This is a genomic window from Vreelandella halophila, assembly GCF_019903425.1.
In the GTDB taxonomy this organism is placed as follows: domain Bacteria; phylum Pseudomonadota; class Gammaproteobacteria; order Pseudomonadales; family Oleiphilaceae; genus Halospina; species Halospina halophila.
On sequence record NZ_JACHUZ010000013.1, the window covers coordinates 2,474,124 to 2,491,985 of the forward strand.

At 64.0% G+C, this 17,862-nt stretch carries 16 protein-coding genes; 11 read left to right on the forward strand and 5 right to left on the reverse strand.

Going from position 1 to position 17,862, the window contains the following annotated elements; translation table 11 throughout:
- Positions 1-10: 10 nt before the first annotated feature.
- From mnmA to H4I92_RS15805, 5 genes are all read left to right on the forward strand, one after another.
- Positions 11-1,177, forward strand: coding sequence for a tRNA 2-thiouridine(34) synthase MnmA (gene mnmA / locus H4I92_RS15785; protein WP_077531479.1), 1,167 nt, complete (start codon positions 11-13; stop codon positions 1,175-1,177).
- Positions 1,174-1,800: a high frequency lysogenization protein HflD gene (gene hflD / locus H4I92_RS15790; RefSeq protein WP_077531480.1), complete on the forward strand. Its 627-nt coding sequence runs from the start codon at positions 1,174-1,176 to the stop codon at positions 1,798-1,800. The genes mnmA and hflD overlap by 4 nt, the downstream gene beginning before the upstream one ends.
- A 69-nt stretch (positions 1,801-1,869) precedes the next feature.
- Complete coding sequence (gene purB, locus H4I92_RS15795) at positions 1,870-3,267, forward strand: adenylosuccinate lyase (RefSeq protein WP_077531481.1); 1,398 nt, start codon at positions 1,870-1,872, stop codon at positions 3,265-3,267.
- A gap of 28 nt (positions 3,268-3,295) precedes the next feature.
- Positions 3,296-4,483, forward strand: a complete 1,188-nt coding sequence (locus H4I92_RS15800; RefSeq protein WP_077531482.1) for a cupin domain-containing protein — start codon at positions 3,296-3,298, stop codon at positions 4,481-4,483.
- The gene (locus H4I92_RS15805; RefSeq protein WP_077531483.1) at positions 4,480-5,439 is read left to right on the forward strand and encodes a GNAT family N-acetyltransferase; all 960 of its coding nucleotides are present in this window, start codon (positions 4,480-4,482) and stop codon (positions 5,437-5,439) included. The genes H4I92_RS15800 and H4I92_RS15805 overlap by 4 nt, the downstream gene beginning before the upstream one ends.
- Positions 5,440-5,442: 3 nt before the next feature.
- On the opposite strand, the gene H4I92_RS15810 is transcribed toward H4I92_RS15805, so the two are convergent.
- Complete coding sequence (locus H4I92_RS15810) at positions 5,443-6,453, reverse strand: LysR family transcriptional regulator (protein ID WP_077531484.1); 1,011 nt, start codon at positions 6,451-6,453, stop codon at positions 5,443-5,445.
- Between the two features lie 146 nt (positions 6,454-6,599).
- Between H4I92_RS15810 and H4I92_RS15815 the strand changes: the two genes are divergently transcribed.
- Both H4I92_RS15815 and H4I92_RS15820 read left to right on the forward strand, forming a co-directional pair.
- Entirely contained in the window at positions 6,600-7,388 is a 789-nt protein-coding gene (locus H4I92_RS15815) for a hypothetical protein (RefSeq protein ID WP_077531485.1), read from the forward strand.
- Between the two features lie 67 nt (positions 7,389-7,455).
- Entirely contained in the window at positions 7,456-9,801 is a 2,346-nt protein-coding gene (locus H4I92_RS15820; protein WP_077531486.1) for an ATP-binding protein, read from the forward strand.
- Here H4I92_RS15820 and msrB read toward each other — a convergent pair.
- Entirely contained in the window at positions 9,783-10,181 is a 399-nt protein-coding gene (gene msrB / locus H4I92_RS15825) for a peptide-methionine (R)-S-oxide reductase MsrB (RefSeq protein ID WP_077531487.1), read from the reverse strand. The two genes, H4I92_RS15820 and msrB, sit on opposite strands and share 19 nt — an antisense overlap.
- Positions 10,182-10,234: 53 nt before the next feature.
- On the opposite strand from msrB, the gene H4I92_RS15830 reads away from it, so the two are divergent.
- From H4I92_RS15830 to htpX, 3 genes are all read left to right on the forward strand, one after another.
- Entirely contained in the window at positions 10,235-11,452 is a 1,218-nt protein-coding gene (locus H4I92_RS15830; RefSeq protein ID WP_077531488.1) for a pyridoxal phosphate-dependent aminotransferase, read from the forward strand.
- A 10-nt stretch (positions 11,453-11,462) separates the two neighbouring features.
- On the forward strand, positions 11,463-11,897 hold the full coding sequence (locus tag H4I92_RS15835; protein WP_077531489.1) for a hypothetical protein: 435 nt from the start codon (positions 11,463-11,465) through the stop codon (positions 11,895-11,897).
- Between the two features lie 95 nt (positions 11,898-11,992).
- Positions 11,993-12,877, forward strand: a complete 885-nt coding sequence (gene htpX / locus H4I92_RS15840; protein WP_077531490.1) for a protease HtpX — start codon at positions 11,993-11,995, stop codon at positions 12,875-12,877.
- Here the strand turns inward: htpX and H4I92_RS15845 are convergent.
- Genes H4I92_RS15845 through H4I92_RS15855 form a run of 3 tightly spaced genes read right to left on the reverse strand, consistent with a single transcriptional unit; the run spans position 12,871 to position 15,922 of the window.
- A complete protein-coding gene (locus tag H4I92_RS15845) occupies positions 12,871-13,995 on the reverse strand; it encodes a 4-phosphoerythronate dehydrogenase (protein ID WP_143512742.1) in 1,125 nt (374 codons plus the stop codon). The two genes, htpX and H4I92_RS15845, sit on opposite strands and share 7 nt — an antisense overlap.
- Positions 13,992-15,347 carry a DEAD/DEAH box helicase gene (locus tag H4I92_RS15850; RefSeq protein WP_077531491.1) on the reverse strand — a complete coding sequence of 452 codons (1,356 nt, stop codon included), beginning with the start codon at positions 15,345-15,347 and terminating at the stop codon, positions 13,992-13,994. Before H4I92_RS15850 ends, H4I92_RS15845 begins: the two co-directional genes overlap by 4 nt.
- Positions 15,344-15,922 (reverse strand): elongation factor P hydroxylase, encoded by a 579-nt coding sequence (locus H4I92_RS15855; RefSeq protein ID WP_077531492.1) that lies wholly within the window; start codon positions 15,920-15,922, stop codon positions 15,344-15,346. The genes H4I92_RS15850 and H4I92_RS15855 overlap by 4 nt, the downstream gene beginning before the upstream one ends.
- Before the next feature lie 107 nt (positions 15,923-16,029).
- Here H4I92_RS15855 and dsbD point away from each other — a divergent pair, with 107 nt between their 5' ends.
- Positions 16,030-17,862: a protein-disulfide reductase DsbD gene (gene dsbD, locus H4I92_RS15860; protein ID WP_281247524.1), complete on the forward strand. Its 1,833-nt coding sequence runs from the start codon at positions 16,030-16,032 to the stop codon at positions 17,860-17,862.

Here is a 17,862-nt window from a genome sequence, read left to right on the forward strand (position 1 = left end):
TAGGCGCCCTATGACCGAAGTACAGAATCCCGGTAACGCGACCGCGCCCCACGTCATCGTCGGCATGTCCGGCGGTGTCGACTCCTCCGTGGCTGCCCTGCTGCTCAAACAGCAGGGCTACCGCGTGGAAGGCCTGTTCATGAAGAACTGGGACGAGGCGGACGGTACCGAGCACTGCACCATCATGGAGGATCTGGCAGATGCCCAGGCCGTGGCCGGGCGCATCGGGATTCCGCTGTACACCGCCAGCTTCTCCGGCGAATACTGGGACCGGGTGTTCGAGCACTTCCTGGCCGAATACAGCGCCGGCCGCACCCCCAACCCGGACATCCTGTGCAACAAGGAGATCAAGTTCCGGGCCTTTCTGGACCATGCGGTGACACTGGGTGCCGATTACATCGCAACGGGCCATTACGCCCGCCGCCGCGTCATCGGTGACGGCAGCCAGGCCCAGCTGCTTCGGGGGCTCGACGGCAACAAGGACCAGAGCTATTTCCTGCATGCCGTGGCCGGTGAGCGCCTGGCACGAACCCTCTTCCCGCTCGGGGACATGGATAAGGGCGAAGTCCGCCGGATCGCGGAAGACGCCGGCCTGGTCACCCATGACAAGAAGGACAGCACCGGCATCTGCTTTATCGGGGAGCGCCGCTTCAGCGACTTCCTCAAGACGTACCTGCCGGCACAGCCCGGGAACATCGAAACCTCCGACGGTGATGTGATCGGGCGTCACCAGGGCCTGATGTACCACACCATTGGCCAGCGCCAGGGCCTTGGAATCGGGGGGCTTTCCGGTTACAGCACCGAGCCCTGGTACGTGGCGGACAAGGACCTGGACCGCAACGTCCTGGTCGCTGTCCAGGGCGGTCAGCACCCCCTGCTCTACCGGCGCGGCCTGTACACATGGCACATCGACTGGATCACTGGGGCGCCAGAACTGCCGCTGCGCTGCGTGGCCAAGAACCGTTATCGCCAGCCCGACCAGAGCTGCACCCTGGAGGCGGCCGGGGATGGCTATCGTGTCCTTTTCGATGAGCCCCAGCGTGCGGTCACGCCCGGCCAGTCGGTGGTGTTCTATCAGGGTGAGATCTGCCTCGGCGGGGGCGTCATCGAGCGCACCTTCATGGACGAGGCTGGCTCACCCGGCGAATCCATTCCCATTCAGGGGCAGTCCGCGTGAGCGGTAGTCTGCGTGACCAGACCCTGGCGCTGGCCGGCATTTTCCAGGCTGCCAGCCTGGTGCACCACACGGCCACCAAGGGCCAGTGTCCACAGGATCCGCTGGAAACCACCATCCGTTCCCTGTTTGAAACGGACCCCGGCAACACACTGGATGTCTACGGCGACCTTTACGGCCTGCGCGAGGGCCTTAAAACCCTGCGCCGGGCCATGGGCCAACAGCCCGCTGGCCAGGACACCCAGATCCTGCGCTACAGCCTGAGCCTGGTCCAGCTTGAAGCACGCCTGCGCAAGCAGCCGGACATGATGGACACCATCGGTGAACGCATTGAGCAGGCACGGCGCACCGTCGAGCACTTCGGCCCAACCCACCCGAACGTACAGCGCAACCTGGCCAGCATCTACCAGGACACACTCAGCACCTTCCGGATCAAAATCAACGTGAACGGTCACCGCCAGTACCTTGAAATTGAAGAGAATGCGGTTCGAATACGTGCCTGCCTTCTGGCCGGTATCCGCTCCGCGGTACTCTGGCGCCAGCTGGGTGGCCGGCGCTGGCAGCTGCTCTTCCGCCGCAAGCGCCATGTCGCCATCGCCGATGGCATCCTTCACGACCTCGACTGAGCGCCTGCCTGCACCCTGCCCGCTTGTGTATAATAGGGTCTTTACCCATTGCACGAGAGGCTTGTCTCCATGGATCTGAACGCCCTCACGGCGATTTCGCCCGTCGACGGTCGTTATGGCAGCAAAGTGGCGCCGCTGCGTGAAATCGTCAGCGAATACGGGCTCATCCGCGCCCGGGTCACCGTCGAAGTACGCTGGCTCCAGCACCTGGCCGCCCAGCAGGACATCCCCGAGGTGCCCTCCTTCTCGGATGCCGCAAACCGCTTCCTGGACGATCTGGTAACCGGCTTCAGCCTGGAGGACGCCGAGACCATCAAGGCCACCGAGCGCACCACCAACCATGACGTGAAAGCGGTGGAGTATTTCATCAAGGAGCGCATCGCCTCGGTCAGTGATTCGCTGCCTGAGCTTGCTGACATCTCCGAGTTCGTCCACTTCGCCTGCACCTCCGAGGACATCAACAACCTCTCCCACGCGCTCATGCTGCGCGAGGCCATGGACACCCAGATCCTGCCGACCATGGACGAGCTGCTGGAACGCCTCCAGGGCATGGCGGAAGAGCTCGCCGAACAGCCGATGCTGGCGCGCACCCATGGCCAGACCGCCTCGCCCACCACTGTGGGCAAGGAACTGGCCAACAGCGCCTACCGCCTGGCCCGCCAACGCGAGCAGCTGCGTGGCACGGCGCTCATGGGCAAGATGAACGGCGCCGTGGGCAACTACAACGCCCACCTCTGCGCCTATCCGGAAGTGGACTGGGAGACGCTGAGCCGCGGCTTCGTGGAGGGGCTGGGCCTGAGCTGGAACCCCTACACCACCCAGATCGAACCCCATGACTGCGTGGCCGAGCTTTTCAACGCCCTGAGCCGTTTCAATACGGCGCTGATTGATCTCGACCGCGACCTCTGGGGCTACATCTCCCTGGGCTATTTCAAGCAGCGCACCGTTGCCGGCGAAGTGGGCTCTTCCACCATGCCCCACAAGGTTAATCCCATCGACTTCGAGAACTCCGAAGGCAACCTGGGGCTGGCCAATGCCATACTCGACCATCTCGCGGCCAAGCTGCCCATCTCCCGCTGGCAGCGCGACCTGACCGACTCCACCGTCCTGCGCAACCTGGGCGTGGGCCTGGCGCACAGCCTGATCGCATGGCAGGCCACCCTGAAGGGCCTCTCCAAGCTGGAGATCAACCCACAGCGCCTGGACGAGGATCTGCAGCAGGCCTGGGAGATCCTGGCCGAGCCCATACAGACCCTGATGCGCCGTTACCGCGTGGAAAAGCCCTACGAGAAGCTCAAGGAACTCACGCGCGGCCGGGATATGACCCCCGACGCCATCCATGAGTTCATCGACGGTCTGGATATCCCCGAAACGGCCCGGGAGCAGCTGCGCAGCCTGACGCCGGCGCGCTACACCGGTAATGCCGCGGAACAGGCGCGCGCGATCCGCGACCGTTCCCCGAAGTGACCCCTGAAACCAAAGGCCGCAAAACCTCATGTCCGTACTCGGCGAAACCAGCATCGAGACCTTCCTCAGCGACTACTGGCAGAAGAAGCCGCTGATCATCCGCAACGCCTTTCCGGATCTCGAGTCACCGGTGTCGGTGGACGAGCTTGCCGGACTGGCCTGCGAGGAGGCGGTGGAATCCCGCCTTGTCTTCGAGACGGAGAACGACAAACCCTGGCAGCTGCACAACGGACCCTTTGAGGAGACCTACCTGCAGTCGCTTCCGGACCGGGACTGGACCCTGCTGGTCCAGGGCCTGGACCACTGGGTACCGGAGGCGGCGGAGTTGCTGGAGTACTTCCGCTTCGTGCCCAACTGGCGCCTGGACGACATCATGGCCAGCTTTGCGCCCGTGGGCGGCAGCGTCGGCCCGCATTTCGACCGCTACGATGTCTTCCTGCTCCAGACCATCGGCCAGCGGCGCTGGAAGATCGGCGGCGTTCACGACAACAGCTCACTGCGGGTCGAAGGCACACCACTGCACATCCTGGCGGACTTTGAAACCGAGGAGGAAGCCGTACTCAACCCTGGGGACATGCTCTATCTGCCACCCGGCGTGGCTCACTGGGGCATTGCCGAGAACGACTGCATGACCCTGTCCATCGGGTTCCGCACGCCCAGCCACGCGGACGTGGTGACCGGGGTCGCGGACTCAGTGGCCGACAGCCCGGCCCTGGACCGCCAGCTGGAGGATCCGGCGCCCGCGCTCCAGGATAACCCGGGGCGCATAAGCCACTCCCAGATCAATGAATTACGGTCAATTCTTGAGAACGCACTCCAGACCCCGGACGCCATCGCCAGCTGGTTCGGCCAGGCCATGACCGAACCTTGTCACGAGGGCATTGTGGAACCCCCGGAAGACCCGATGGATTCCACCACCCTCCAGGAGCTGGTCGGCGAAGGCGTCTCTCTTATCTGGAACGAAGGCAGCCGCTTCAGCTTCTACGACCTCCCGGACGATGGCGGCCGGCTGCTGTTCGTGGACGGCCAGCGCTTCCGCCTGACCGGCAACGCCACCGGCATTGCAGGGGTTCTCTGCGCCGGACGGCATCCGGATATGACCGCCCTCGCCGGCTATATCCAGGAACCCGCGCTCGCTGACCTGGTGGTCTCCCTGATCAATCAGGGCAGCCTGTACCCGGAAGGCGATGATGAGGAAGAGGACGACGGGGAATGAGGATCGAGGCGCACCCCGCCGGCCAGTTGCCGGAAGCCGCCATCGCACTGCGACGCCAGGTGTTCACTGTTGAACAGCAGGTGCCCGAGGAGCTGGAATGGGATGACACCGACGCCAGCGCGGTGCATTACCTTGTCCATGACGACACTGGAGAGCCCGTTGCAACGGCCCGCCTCTACGAGGAACAGAGCGGCTGGGGAGCGATCGGCCGTATGGCGGTCGCCACCAGTGCACGTGGTCAGGACCTGGGAACACACCTGTTGGCGCGGATGCTCCAGGATGGGCTCGCCACCTGGAACCGCTTCACGCTTGGTGCCCAGGAGGCGGCGGTCGATTTCTACCGGCGGCTGGGCTTCTATGTGGTCTCGGAAAGGTACATGGATGCCGGGATCCCCCACCGGCGCATGAACTGCACTGCACCCTCGCTGGTGCTCCGCCAGCAGGCGGAAACCCGCTGCCCATTCCTGCTGGCCTCGGACACCACCAGTTGGCAGCTCAATGCCAACGGCGATCAGCTGGAAGCGCTCCTGGCCATGGCGGAACAGGCGACCCGCCGACTCTGGATCCACGACAACTCCCTCAGCCACGCCCTCTATGACGACAGCGTGCTGGAACAGGCGGTGTCACAGCTGGCCCGACGCAGCCGCCACAGCGACATCCGCTTTCTCATCCATGACGATACCCCACTGGTGAAGCGCCGGCACAGCCTGGTGGAGCTGATGCGCCGACTGCCAAGCCGCATGGGCCTCAGGCTGGTGAACACCAGCTACCCCCACCCCAGCCGCCCGGTGATCCTGGTGGACGACAGCGGGGTCATCAGCCGGCATGATTTCGATACGGCAGAGGGCTTTGCCAACGCCTCGGCACCGCGCCGGGTGCGCCCCTTCGCCGAGGAATTTGAGCGCGCCTGGGAATACGGCCGCAGCTCCGTGGAACTGCGCGACCTGCCCCTCTGAGACTCAGCGCTCCGAGGGATGGGCCGGTTCCGGCCCGGCCGGGATGAAATCCGCCGCAAAGGGCTCAAAGGCCTCGTTCAGTTCCTCTGCCCCCTCTACAATCCGCTGGCGCAGCCACTGGTGATCCGGGTTGTGCTGCAGCAGGGGGCTCCAGGCCATTTTCAGCTCGATCGGCGGGATCGGGAACGGCGGCGCCTTCACCACCAGCGCCGGATTGTCCTTCTGCAGCCAGGCCGCACGGCATGGCAGGGTCGCCATCACATCGTGCTGCTCCGCCAGCAGGGTCGCCACCTGGTAATGGCGGGTAAAAACCGAGATCCGGCGCTTGCGCCCCAGCTTCCCCAGGGCTTCATCCACCCATCCCAGGCGCTGCACGTCGCGCGGGTTTACCCCCACACCCACACCGAAGCCGGTCTTGCTGACCCAGATATGGTTCGCCTGAAGGTAAGTGTCCAGAGTGAACGGCTCACGCAGCACCGGGTTCTCGTTGCTCATCAGGCAGGCGAACCAGTCGGTCCAGAGGGTGCGCTGGTGGAACGACTGCGGGATGGTGTCAAAACGGTTGATGGCCATATCCACCCGCCCCTGCTCCACGTCCAGGAAACTCACATCCGAGGGTGTCAGCACGTCCAGGGTCACGTGCGGTGCCAGGCTGCGGATCAGCCGCAGTACCCGGGGCATGAGGGTGGATTCCGCATAGTCGCTGGCCATAATGCGAAAAACCCGCTCACTGGCCCCGGCATCGAAGGACCCGGTCTTCTGGACCGTCTGCTCCACCTGGGCCAGGATCTCGCGCACCCGTGGCTGGAGCTCCAGCGCCCGCTCGGTCGGGCTCATGCCCTCGCTTGTGCGCACCAGCAGCGGATCATCGAACAGCTCCCGGAGCCGGCGCAGCCCGTTGCTCATGGCCGGCTGTGTCAGGCCCAGGTAACTGGCCGCGCGCGTGACGCTCTTCTCGCGCAGCAGCACATCCAGGTACACCAGAAGGTTGAGATCGATCCGGGACAGATCCATGACATCTCCAGGGGAAGAAGAGCAGCTATTATGCCGTTACAGCGGCGGGCCAGACCAGCCCGGGCCGCTTTGTGCCTCCATTCATGCAGTTATCAGGCATCTGGTCTATACTGGAACCATTCCGGATACCACAGCGTGTACTGACTATGACCACTATCGCCATCATCGCTGTTCTGGCGCTGTTGCTGATCATCGGCCTGGTGCTGATCGTTGTCAGCCAGATGCGTGAGAAGGCGCGCGTGGAGCGCATGCGCCGCATCAAAGCTCTGGAGGACGGCCACAGCCTCCTGCGCCGGTTCGTGGACGAACTACCCAATTCCTTCCTAGACAAGGCCCTTCGGCGCCTCATACTGCAGCGGGCATTGGAGCTGGCGGGTCAGCTGCGCGAGCTCAATGCCCCGGGTAACCCGAAGGCGCTTGAGGACGCGGACCAGGCCGCGCTTTCGGCGCTGGAGTCCGGACAGGTCCAGGGCCCGGGCGAATTCCCGATGAACGATCAGGAGCGGGTCAAGGAGGTCCGCAGTCTGCTGCAGATGCTTTTCCGCTTCGTGGAACGCCAGAAGAAGGCGGGCCGGGTGTCCGCGGACGCGGCGCGTCAGCACATGGTCAACATCCTTTTCCTGGTGCATCGGGTCTATGCCGAGCTGATGGTCTTCCAGGCACAGGAACACGAGCAGGCCAAACGCTACCGCAAGGCCATCCACTGCTATCACCTGGCAGCAAGCGAGCTGGAGAAATCCAAGGACCATACGCATGCGGCCGAGCTGGTTACGCGTTACCGTGAACGCATCAAGGAGCTCAACCGCCTGGCTGAAGGCCAGGATCCCGAGGCCGAGCGCACGGAAGCGGTTATGCCCAACAGCGTGAACCGTGAATGGGAAGAATTCATTCACGAGGAAGAGGCCTGGAAGAAGAAAGCGGATTACGACAGCTGAGGCCTCCATCAGGGGCTCCTGGAACCACCTTCGGAGGTCCGGCCTCCACTGAAAGGGACAGACCGGTGTGGATTCAAGGCTTACACAGCGTTTATCGTTCCGCCTGACCCGCAATGTCGTGCTGTCAGCACTGACCCTAGGCGTCCTGTTGAACCTGGGCGTGGTCACGCTGGACTACTTCAACGCCCGCTCCAACATGAACAGCGAAATCCGGGCGCTGATGGAAATCAGCCACAGTCCAGCCTCCCAGATCGCCTATAACATCGACACGCGACTTGCCGAAGAGCTGCTGGACGGACTGCTGCGCCATCCGGCCATCGTGAATGCACGCATTGAGGATCCCCAGGGGCGCATTCTCGCGGAGCGCGAACGCCCCACTTCCGATGGCCCCTACCGCTGGCTGAGTGATTCGCTGTTCCAGCCCCGCCGGGACTACAGGGAACAGCTGCACGTCTCCCAGCTGCAGGAAATGGAGCTTGGTCACCTCCACGTTTCCATCGACACTTACCCTTTCGGCAGCACCTTTCTCCAGCGCGCCGGTTACACCCTGCTCAGCGGCTTCCTCATGAGCCTGGCCCTGGCGGGGCTGCTGCTGGTGATCTTCTACATGATGATCACCAAACCGCTGTTGCGGGTGGTCAGCGGCCTCCAGGATGTGGACTCGGATAACGCCGAAAAAGCGCGCCTGCCGACACCCCGGCGCCATGAGAATGATGAGATCGGGCTGCTGGTGCACATCACCAATGAGCACCTGGACACCATCGACAACGGCCTCCAGAAGCAGCGTGAAGCGGAGGGCCGGCTGAAGGACTACAATGAGAAGCTGGCCCAGATCGTTGAGGCCCGGACCTCCGAGATCCGGGACAAGAATGAAGCCCTCCAGCGCTCCAACCGGGCCCTGATCGATGCCCGTGAGGAAGCCCTGGAAACCGCACGGGCCCGTGCGGATTTTCTCGCCAGCATGAGCCATGAGATCCGGACGCCGCTGAACGGGCTCCTCGGCATGCTGCGCCTGGCGCTTGAGAACCGGCTGAGCGCCACCCAGAGGGAACGCATGGAGCTGGCACTGAGCGCCGGCGAGAACCTGGTGGCCCTGGTCAATGACATCCTGGACATCTCCAAGGTCGAGGCGGGCAAGCTCACCCTTGAGCGTATCAGCCTGGACCCCGGGGTTCTCGCCGAGGAGTGCGCGACCCTGTTCGCCCAGCAGAGCGTGCGCGCCGCCGATGTGGCCATCGTCACGCGCATCGCCCCGGACATTGAGCCCGCCTACCTTGGGGACCCCACCCGTCTGCGCCAGATCATCAACAACCTGATGGGCAACGCCATCAAGTTCACCCCGCAGGGACAGATCACTCTAAGCCTCGACCCCGAACATGATGGTATTGAGCTGGTCGTGGCGGATACAGGCATTGGTATGTCCAGGGAGGCCCAGAAGACGGTGTTCTCAGCGTTCTCCCAGGGACAGGCGGATACCGCACGACGTTTTGGCGGAACCGGACTCGGTCTGACCCTGTGCCGGCAGCTGGTGGATCGGATGGGCGGCACCATCGAGGTCCAATCGAAGGAACGGGAAGGCACCCGCGTCAGGGTCCACCTGCCGCTGGATGTTGACCCGGACGCGCCATCACGCAGCGGCGAAAACGACTTCGACGGCATGCGGGCCCTGCTGCTCACCAATCGCGACAACCCCCATGCCCCGCCCCTGCAGGACCACCTGCGCTACTGGGGCGCCCACATCCGCCACCAGGTGACGGTACCGGAAACGCCGACCACCCTGGAGGTCGAGGGTCAGGATCTGATCATCATCGACGGCCATGCGCCCGGATGGCGGCCACTGGTGGATCAGGCCGAACGATGCCCACCCGTTGTCCACCTCGGTACGGATGGGGATGGGGCTGACCATTCCGGGATCATCCACCTGCCCCTGGTGCGCCGTCAACTGGTCAATACCCTGCGCGTCGCCATCGGACTCACTGCCATGGATTCCCCGTCGCACCGGGCAGCGCCGCGCTCATCCACGACTCTCGATGTACTCCTGGTGGAGGACAACCAGGTCAACCAGATGGTAGCCAGCGGCATGCTCCGCAAACTCGGGCACCGGGTCGTGATCCGGGAAAACGGGGAACTGGCCCTGGAATATCTGCGCAGCAACACCTGTGACCTAATCCTGATGGACTGTCAGATGCCGGTCATGGATGGTTTCGAAGCCACCCGCCAGATACGGGGCACGGAAGGGATGGCCCATGTGCCGGTAATCGCGGTTACCGCCAACGCCATGGAAGGCGACCGTGAACAATGCCTCAGCGCCGGCATGGACGATTACCTCACCAAACCCTACAGCATCGAGGCCATGCGCGAGGTTCTGGAGCGCTGGGGCGCGGCGGCGGGAGTTCAGTCCTCCCGGGGATGAAGTTGAAGTGCCGCCGAATTGATGCAGTAGCGCAGCCCCGTGGGCTCGGGCCCGTCCGGGAACACGTGCCCGAGATGGGCATCACACTGGGCGCAGAGTGCCTCGGTGCGGACCATCCCGTGGCTGCGGTCGACGCGCTCGGTAACCGCCCCCTCGCCGGCCGGCTGCCAGTAGCTGGGCCAGCCGGAGCCTGAATCGAACTTGTGCCGGGCATCAAAAAGCGGCTCGCCACAGCAGACGCAACAGTAGACGCCGTCCTGCTTGCAATCGTTGTATTCGCCGCTGAACGGTCTTTCCGTGCCACCCTCCCGGGTGACCCGGTAGCTCTCCGGGGACAGCCGTTCAAGCCATTCCTGATCCGACTGGTTTACTTTCGTCATCTCGCAGGCCTCCGCTACAATACCTTTGCGCCAACTCAGGGGTTTACAACATCATGCAGCAATTTGAAAAATCCGCCAAGCTCGAGAACGTCTGCTACGACATCCGTGGCCCCGTCCAGCAGGAAGCCCACCGCCTCGAGGAAGAAGGTCACCGGATCCTCAAGCTCAACATCGGCAACCCCGGCGCATTCGGCCTGGATATCCCGGAAGAGATCCAGCAGGACGTGGTCCACAACCTGCCGGCCGCCCAGGGTTACTGCGACTCCAAGGGGCTGTTCTCCGCGCGCAAGGCGGTTATGCAGTACAGCCAGCAGCTCGGTATTCCGGATGTGGACATTGACGATGTCTTCATCGGCAACGGGGTCAGCGAGCTGATCGTGATGGCCACCCAGGCCCTGCTGAACACCGGTGATGAGGTGCTAATCCCCGCGCCGGACTACCCGTTGTGGACCGCCGCCACCACCCTCTCCAGTGGCCGGCCGGTGCACTACCACTGCGATGAGAAGCAGAACTGGTACCCGGACATTGACGATATCCGCGCCAAGATCACCACGCGCACCCGGGCCATTGTTCTGATCAACCCGAACAATCCCACGGGTGCTGTGTACTCCGCCGACCTGCTGGAACAGGTGATCCGGCTCGCGCGCGAGCACGACCTGGTGGTTCTGGCCGACGAGATCTACGACAAGATCCTGTACGACGGCAACCGGCACATACCGGCAGCCTCGCTGGCGGACGACATCCTGTTCCTGACCTTCGGCGGCCTTTCGAAGAACTACCGCGCCGCCGGCTACCGCGCTGGCTGGATGATCATCAGCGGCGCCAAGCACCGCGCCGAGGGCCTGATCGAAGGCATCAACATGCTAGCCTCAATGCGCCTGTGCGCCAATGTGCCGGCCCAGACCGCTATCCAGACATCTCTTGGGGGCTACCAGTCCATCAACGATCTGGTGGTCTCCGGCGGGCGCCTCTGTGAGCAGCGGGACCTGGCGTGGAAGATGCTGAATGACATCCCCGGAGTGAGCTGTGTGAAACCGGCGGGCGCGCTGTATCTGTTCCCGCGCCTGGACCCGGAGGTCTACCCCATCCACAGCGATGAACAGATGGTCTACGACCTGCTGCGGCAGGAGCAGATGCTCCTGGTGCACGGCTCGGCCTTCAACCTGCCGGACACCCAGCACTTCCGTGTGGTCTTCCTGCCCAGGGTGGATATGCTGGAGGACGCCATCGGCCGCCTGGGTCGGTTCCTCGAGCACTACCAGCAGGACTGACGGAGGCGCCATGGCCGATCTCCACATTGAGGATTTCTACCGGGACACGGCCGCGATCCTGATCCACCTCTACAACCGCTTTCCGCGCAAGGGCGCGGTCTTTGTGGAGGACATCGCTGGCGACGACGAGCCCGACGAATTTGGCCTGCACAGCAACCGCCACATGGCGTGCTTCGGCACCATGCTCTGGCTGGCCGAGGAAGGACTCCTGCGCTATGAGTCCCTGATCGGCCAGGATGCCATTGACCAGGCCGTGCTTACGGCTGAGTGCTTCAACCGACTCTCCACCCAGTACCCCCAAGGCGAAGCTGCCGGTGGCAGCGGCCTGACCCGCGAAGCGGGGCTGGCGGTCAACCGCATCCGTGACTGCATGGCCAATGGCACTTCCACCGAGCTTTCAGAGACAGTCCACCTTTTTCTCTTTGACCCGCCTGCGCGCGCCTGATCGTTCCGTAATACTCGCTTTCCGTGCTTGAATACCGCGCTGGAATCCCCATTATATCCGCTGGATACAGGCCCTTATCCGGGAGACAACGATCGATGAGAATACTGCTTCTGCTCGCCACCAACCTGGCGGTCATCATCCTGGCCAGCGTCACGCTGCGCCTGCTGGGCTTCGACAGCTATTTCGAGGGTCAGGGGCTGAACTTCACCGCCCTGCTGATCTTCGCGGCCGTTATCGGTTTCGGCGGCTCCTTTGTGTCGCTGTTCCTCTCCAAGTGGATGGCCAAGAAGGCCACCCGGGCGCGAGTCATCGAGAGCCCATCCAATCCGGCGGAACAGTGGCTGGTGGAAACCGTCCAGCAGATTGCCCGCGAGGCCGGCGTGGAAACCCCGGAAGTCGCCATATTCCCGGCACAGCAGTCCAACGCCTTCGCCACCGGCTGGAACCGCAACGCCGCCCTGGTGGCCATCAGCGAGGGCATGCTGCAGCGCTTCAACAAGGATGAGATCCGTGCCGTGCTGGCCCATGAGATGGGGCACGTCGCCAGCGGGGACATGGTGACGCTGACCCTGATCCAGGGGGTTGTGAACACCTTCGTGATCTTCCTGGCCCGGGTGGTGGGCTCGTTCGTCGACCGCGCGGTCTTCAAGAACGAGGGCGGTCACGGCCTCGGGTTCATCATGGTGACCATCGTGGCCGAGATTGTTCTGGGCATCCTGGCCAGCACCATCGTGTTCTGGTTCTCACGCCGGCGCGAATTCCGGGCGGACGCCGCCGGGGCCCGCTGGGGCAGCAATGAGGGCATGATCTCCGCCCTGCAGCGGCTCAAGCGCGAGGCCGGCGTCCCTGATGAAATGCCCGACAGCATGCAGGCCTTCGGCATCACCAGCGGCGTGCGTTCAGGAATACAGAAACTGTTCGCCAGCCACCCGCCGCTGGATGAGCGCATCGACGCGCTGCGCAACCGCACCCATCAGTAAACGAGGGTGAAGCCGGCGGCCTCCAGCTGCCGGTTCACGACCGGATCACCGCTGCCCTGGAGACGATGGAAGCCGAACTCCCGGCGCACCGGGTATTCCTTGCGCAGACGGTCAAACGCGCTGGCGCGCTCGGCCCGGGAACCGGCGACTGTCTCGCGGAGCTGGCGGGAATCCCGGCGCGGGTCGTAGGCGGCCAGCAGTGCCTCCTCCAGGGTGGCGGGAAGCGCCTCCAGCTTTGCCGGCCCGGGCACCAGGGCTTCAAGAGCAGGGTGTGAATCCACACCCTGCCAGCGATTCAGGGCCTGCGCCAGCATCACGGTTCCCCGCAGCTTGCCTTCCACGCTGTAGCCGGCGATGTGGGGTGTGGCGACGCGGACATTCCGCGCAAGCTGCGGGTCAACCAGCGGCTCTCCCTCCCAGACATCCAGTGCCGTCCAGGGGCCTCCAGCCTCGAGCCGTTCACGCAGCGCGGCGTTGTCCACGACAGCGCCGCGACCCGCGCTTATCAGTACCTGATCGGGCCTCAGGGCCTGGACACGCACGGCGTCCAACAGGTGCTCCGTCGGCCAGCGGCCGTCCCGGATCAGTGGCGCATGCAGTGCAATCCGGTCACAGGCCAGCACCTCATCCAGTCCGGTGAGGCCGGAGACACCCTGTTCCGCCAACGGGGGATCGGTTACGTGGGTCTCAATACCGAGTGCCTGCAGTCGCCGGTGAACGCGGCTGCCCACATTGCCAAAACCGACAATCCCCACTGAGCCATCTGTCAGAGCCTGCCCCCGCTCAATGGCGGCCAGTGCCATAACGGCCAGCACGTAATCGGCGACAGCCTCGGCATTGCAGCCCGGCGCCGAGGCCCAAGCAATGCCGTGCTGCTCCAGGAAGTGGGTATCCAGATGGTCGGTGCCAATGGTGGCGGTGCCCACCCAGCGTACCGGCGTTCCCGCGAGCAGGTCCGCGTCGACACGGGTAACGGAGCGTACCAGGAGAACGTCCACATCCAGCAGGTCGGCTTTGCGGATGGACCGCCCCGGCAGGGTGCGAACCTCACCGGAACCACCGAAACAGGCCTCCAGCGCGGGGATATTCTCGTCCGCCAGGATGCGCAGGCTGCTCATCCCGAACTGTCTTCTCCCCGGCGCTGGTTGCGCTTGCGCTGGCGCCCCGGCCTGCCGTCTCCGGCGTCCTCCTGTTTCGTTTCCCGGAGGGTCTCCGGTTCCGGCAGCGGCACCATCAGCGGGTCAGGCGGACGTACAAAGGTCAGTGACTGATTCAGATAGTTCTCCAGATCCGGGAGCACAAAGCTGTCATCCTCACCGGCCAGCGTAACCGACGTGCCGGAAGCGCCCGCCCTTCCGGTGCGCCCAATCCGGTGCACGTAATCCTCGGGATTGTCCGGCAGGTTGAAGTTGAACACATGGGAGACGTCTTCCACATGGATGCCGCGGGCCGCCACATCCGTGGCCACCAGCACCCGAATATCCCCTTCCTTGAAGCGGTTGAGGGTACTGATTCGCTTGTTCTGTGGGATCTCCCCGGAGAGAAGCGCTGAACGCACACCGTGGCTGCGCAGTTTCTCCTCCAGCTCCCGGGTCTGGTCCCGCCGGTTCGCGAACACGATGGCCCGGCTGACTTCGTCCCGCTTGAGGTAGTTGATCAGCACCATGGCCTTGTGGGCGTCGCTGACGGTGAAAAAGATCTGTTCCACCCGCTCGGCGGCCTTGCTTTCCGGTTCGATCTCGATGAATTCCGCGTTCTCGCTCCACATGGACGCCAGGTTGAGGACATCCTGGTTGAAGGTCGCACTGAACAGCACGGTCTGGCGCTTGGCCCTGGGCGTGCAGTGGCGGATGATTTTCTTGACGTCCGGAATGAAGCCCATGTCGAGCATCCGGTCGGCCTCGTCCAGGATCAGCAGGTCCAGCTGGTCCAGGAAGACATCTTTGCTGCCCAGGAAATCCAGCAGTCGGCCCGGGGTAGCGACCAGGATATCAATGGCTTCGTTGCGGATCTGTTTGCGCTGGCGGTCGTAGTTCATGCCGCCCACGGTGGTCACCACGTTATGGCCACTGTGGCGCGTCAGTGCCTCCGCGTCCCGCGCGATCTGCATCGCCAGTTCACGGGTGGGCGCAAGGGCCAGGACCCGGGGTTCACTGGCATAGCGTTCCTCGAAGGGAATCGGGTTCTCCAGCATGCGCTGGATGGCGCTGATCAGGAAGGCGGCCGTCTTGCCGGTCCCGGTCTGGGCCTGGCCGATCAGGTCGAGGCCTTTCAGCGTCTTGGGCAGCGCCTCGCCCTGGATGCCGGTGCATTGCTCGAACCCCAGGTCATCGATGGCGCGCTGAAGCCGTTCGTCCAGCTGGAAGTCCCGGAACCGGGGCTGTTGCTCTTTCTGCTCCTGCTGCTGTTCCGTTGCCTGGCCCTGCTCCGCTGACTCTGATTCCGCCGGTCTTTCGGCCTGGTCGTTCATTGCACCTCCTCTGATCCGATCAGTTTCGCCCGGGTGAAGGCGTAGCCCTGGAAATAGCGCCGGGTGCCGTACCAGGCTTGCAGTGCTTCCAGAAACCGGGCGGCCCTGGGTGGCATGGCCTCATCCAGGCAGCGTCGTACCTCGTCATGCACCCTTTCGGCAAAGCGTTCCCTCTGCCCGGGGACCTCACCGGCCAGGTTGTCCATACTCAGGTGGAAACGGCGACCCGCGGCCACCGTGAACAGCCATTCCAGCGCCTGAGGCCTGGCCTCGACCTGCTCAAACATGGCCTGGCGATCCGCATCCCGGCCATCCGGTTCATACCAGTAACCGTAATCGTAGAGCTGGCGCCGGCGCTGGCCGGCAATGCACCAGTGGCTGACCTCATGCAGGGCACTGGCGTAGAAGCCATGGGCAAATACTATCCGATTCCACCGGCACTCGCCATCGGCCGGCAGGTACTCGGGTTCCTCCCCGCCTGGTACCAATATGGTGGCCTGGGTGGGCTGGAAAAGGCCATTGAACAGCCGTACGACATCCGCGTAGGAATCCGGAAGAGGTTCACCTGATATCATGGCGCCAGTCTAGGGATTGTGCCGCAACCTTCAAGCGTTCGTTATAATAGGCGCGCTCAGCCCACTTCCGAGCCATAGGAGTCACCATCATCCTGACGCGTCTGCTGATCCTGCTGTTCGCTCTCGTCGGCCCGGCCGCCGCCCAGTCACCGTTCTCCGACGGCAATGGTGGCGACTTCCCGCCGGTCGAGGAGGCCTTTCCGTTCAGTACCTGGGTGGAGGACGGTGAGCTCGTCCTGAACTGGGACGTGACGCCGGAGTACTACCTCTACGAGAACCGCATCAGCATCACGACCGAACCGGCGGATGCCCTTGACCTGCCCCCGCAGTTCAGCATCGACAGTGAGATCAAGGACGACCCCTATTTTGGGGAAACTCCGGTCTTCTACGAGCCGGTGAGTGCCAGGCTGAGCCCGGCCGGGGGCCATGGCGACGAGCCCATCCGGGTCACCATCGAATGGCAGGGGTGCGCCGAAGCGGGCCTGTGCTACACGCCCCAGACGGAGACACTGCGTTACGACCCGGCGGACGGCAGCGTAATGTACCCCGCGCCGGAACAGGAGACCACCTCGTCACCCTCAGCGGGCGGCGCTGCCCCATCCTCCTCCAGCGATGACGGCCGGTGGCGCGGCGGGAGTCTGGAGACCCTGCTGAGCAGCGACTCCCTGCTCTGGGCCATGCTGGTGTTCTACGGCCTGGGGCTGGGGTTGACCTTCACGCCCTGTGTACTGCCCATGATCCCGATCGTCTCGGCGGTAGTGGCCGGCCAGCGCCAGCTCAACACCCTGCAGGCCTTTTACCTGTCCCTGGCCTACGTCCTGGGCATGGCGCTGACCTATGCCGCGGCCGGCGTGCTTGTGGGTCTGCTTGGCGCCTCGTTCAACATCCAGGCCCATCTTCAGGCGCCCTGGGTGCTGGCGCTCTTTGCCGGGCTCTTCACTCTGCTGGCCCTGGCCATGTTTGGTGTTTTCGAGATCCGCCTTCCGGAGCGCGTCATGAACCGCCTTACGCGCCAGAGTGAACGCCTCAGCGGTGGCAATGTCGCCGGCGTCGCGGGCATAGGGGCTCTCTCAGCCCTGATTGTCTCGCCCTGCGTAACGGCACCACTTGCTGCGGCCCTGGTCTACCTGAGCGCCACCCAGAACGCGGCCATGGGCGGCCTGGCGCTCTTTGCCCTGGCGCTGGGCATGGGCACGCCGCTGATCCTTGTGGGGACCGGGGGGCGGCGCTTCATGCCCCAACCCGGCCCCTGGATGAACCGCATCAAGGCGGCATTCGGCATTCTGATGCTGGCCGTGGCCATCTGGCTTCTGGAGCGGGTGATCCCGGGCCCGGCGGCACTGGTGCTCTGGGCCCTGCTGCTGGCGGTCACCGGGGTCCAGCTGGGCGCCCTTGAACCCCTGGGCGAAGGCTGGCCGCGTACCCGCAAGGGCATCGGCGTGGTGCTGGTCCTTGTAGCCGCCATGCTGCTCGCCGGAGCCATGGCCGGGGCCAGTGACCCGCTGCGACCACTGGCCCCCTTCCATGCCGCCTCCTCCGGGGTTGGCGGTTCCGACTTGCCGGAAGAACCCTTTGAACGGATATCCGACGCCGGGCGCATCGAGGCTCACCTGGAACAGGCGTCCGAAGCCGGCAAGCCCGTGATTCTCGATTTCTATGCGGACTGGTGCATCAGCTGCAAGATAATGGAACGCCAGGTGTTCGATACTGAGCCGGTACTCGAAGCCATGGCGGACTTTGAGCGCCTGCAGGTGGATGTAACGGACAACACCGCCGCCGACCAGGCACTGCTCGACCGTTTCAACCTCTTCGGCCCGCCCACCGTGCTGTTCTTCAACGGCCAGGGAGAAGAGCTCAAGCAGGCGCGCATCCTTGGCGAAATGGACCAGGATGAGTTTCTCGAGCATCTTGAACGTGTCCGCCAACGGACCGACGTCTGA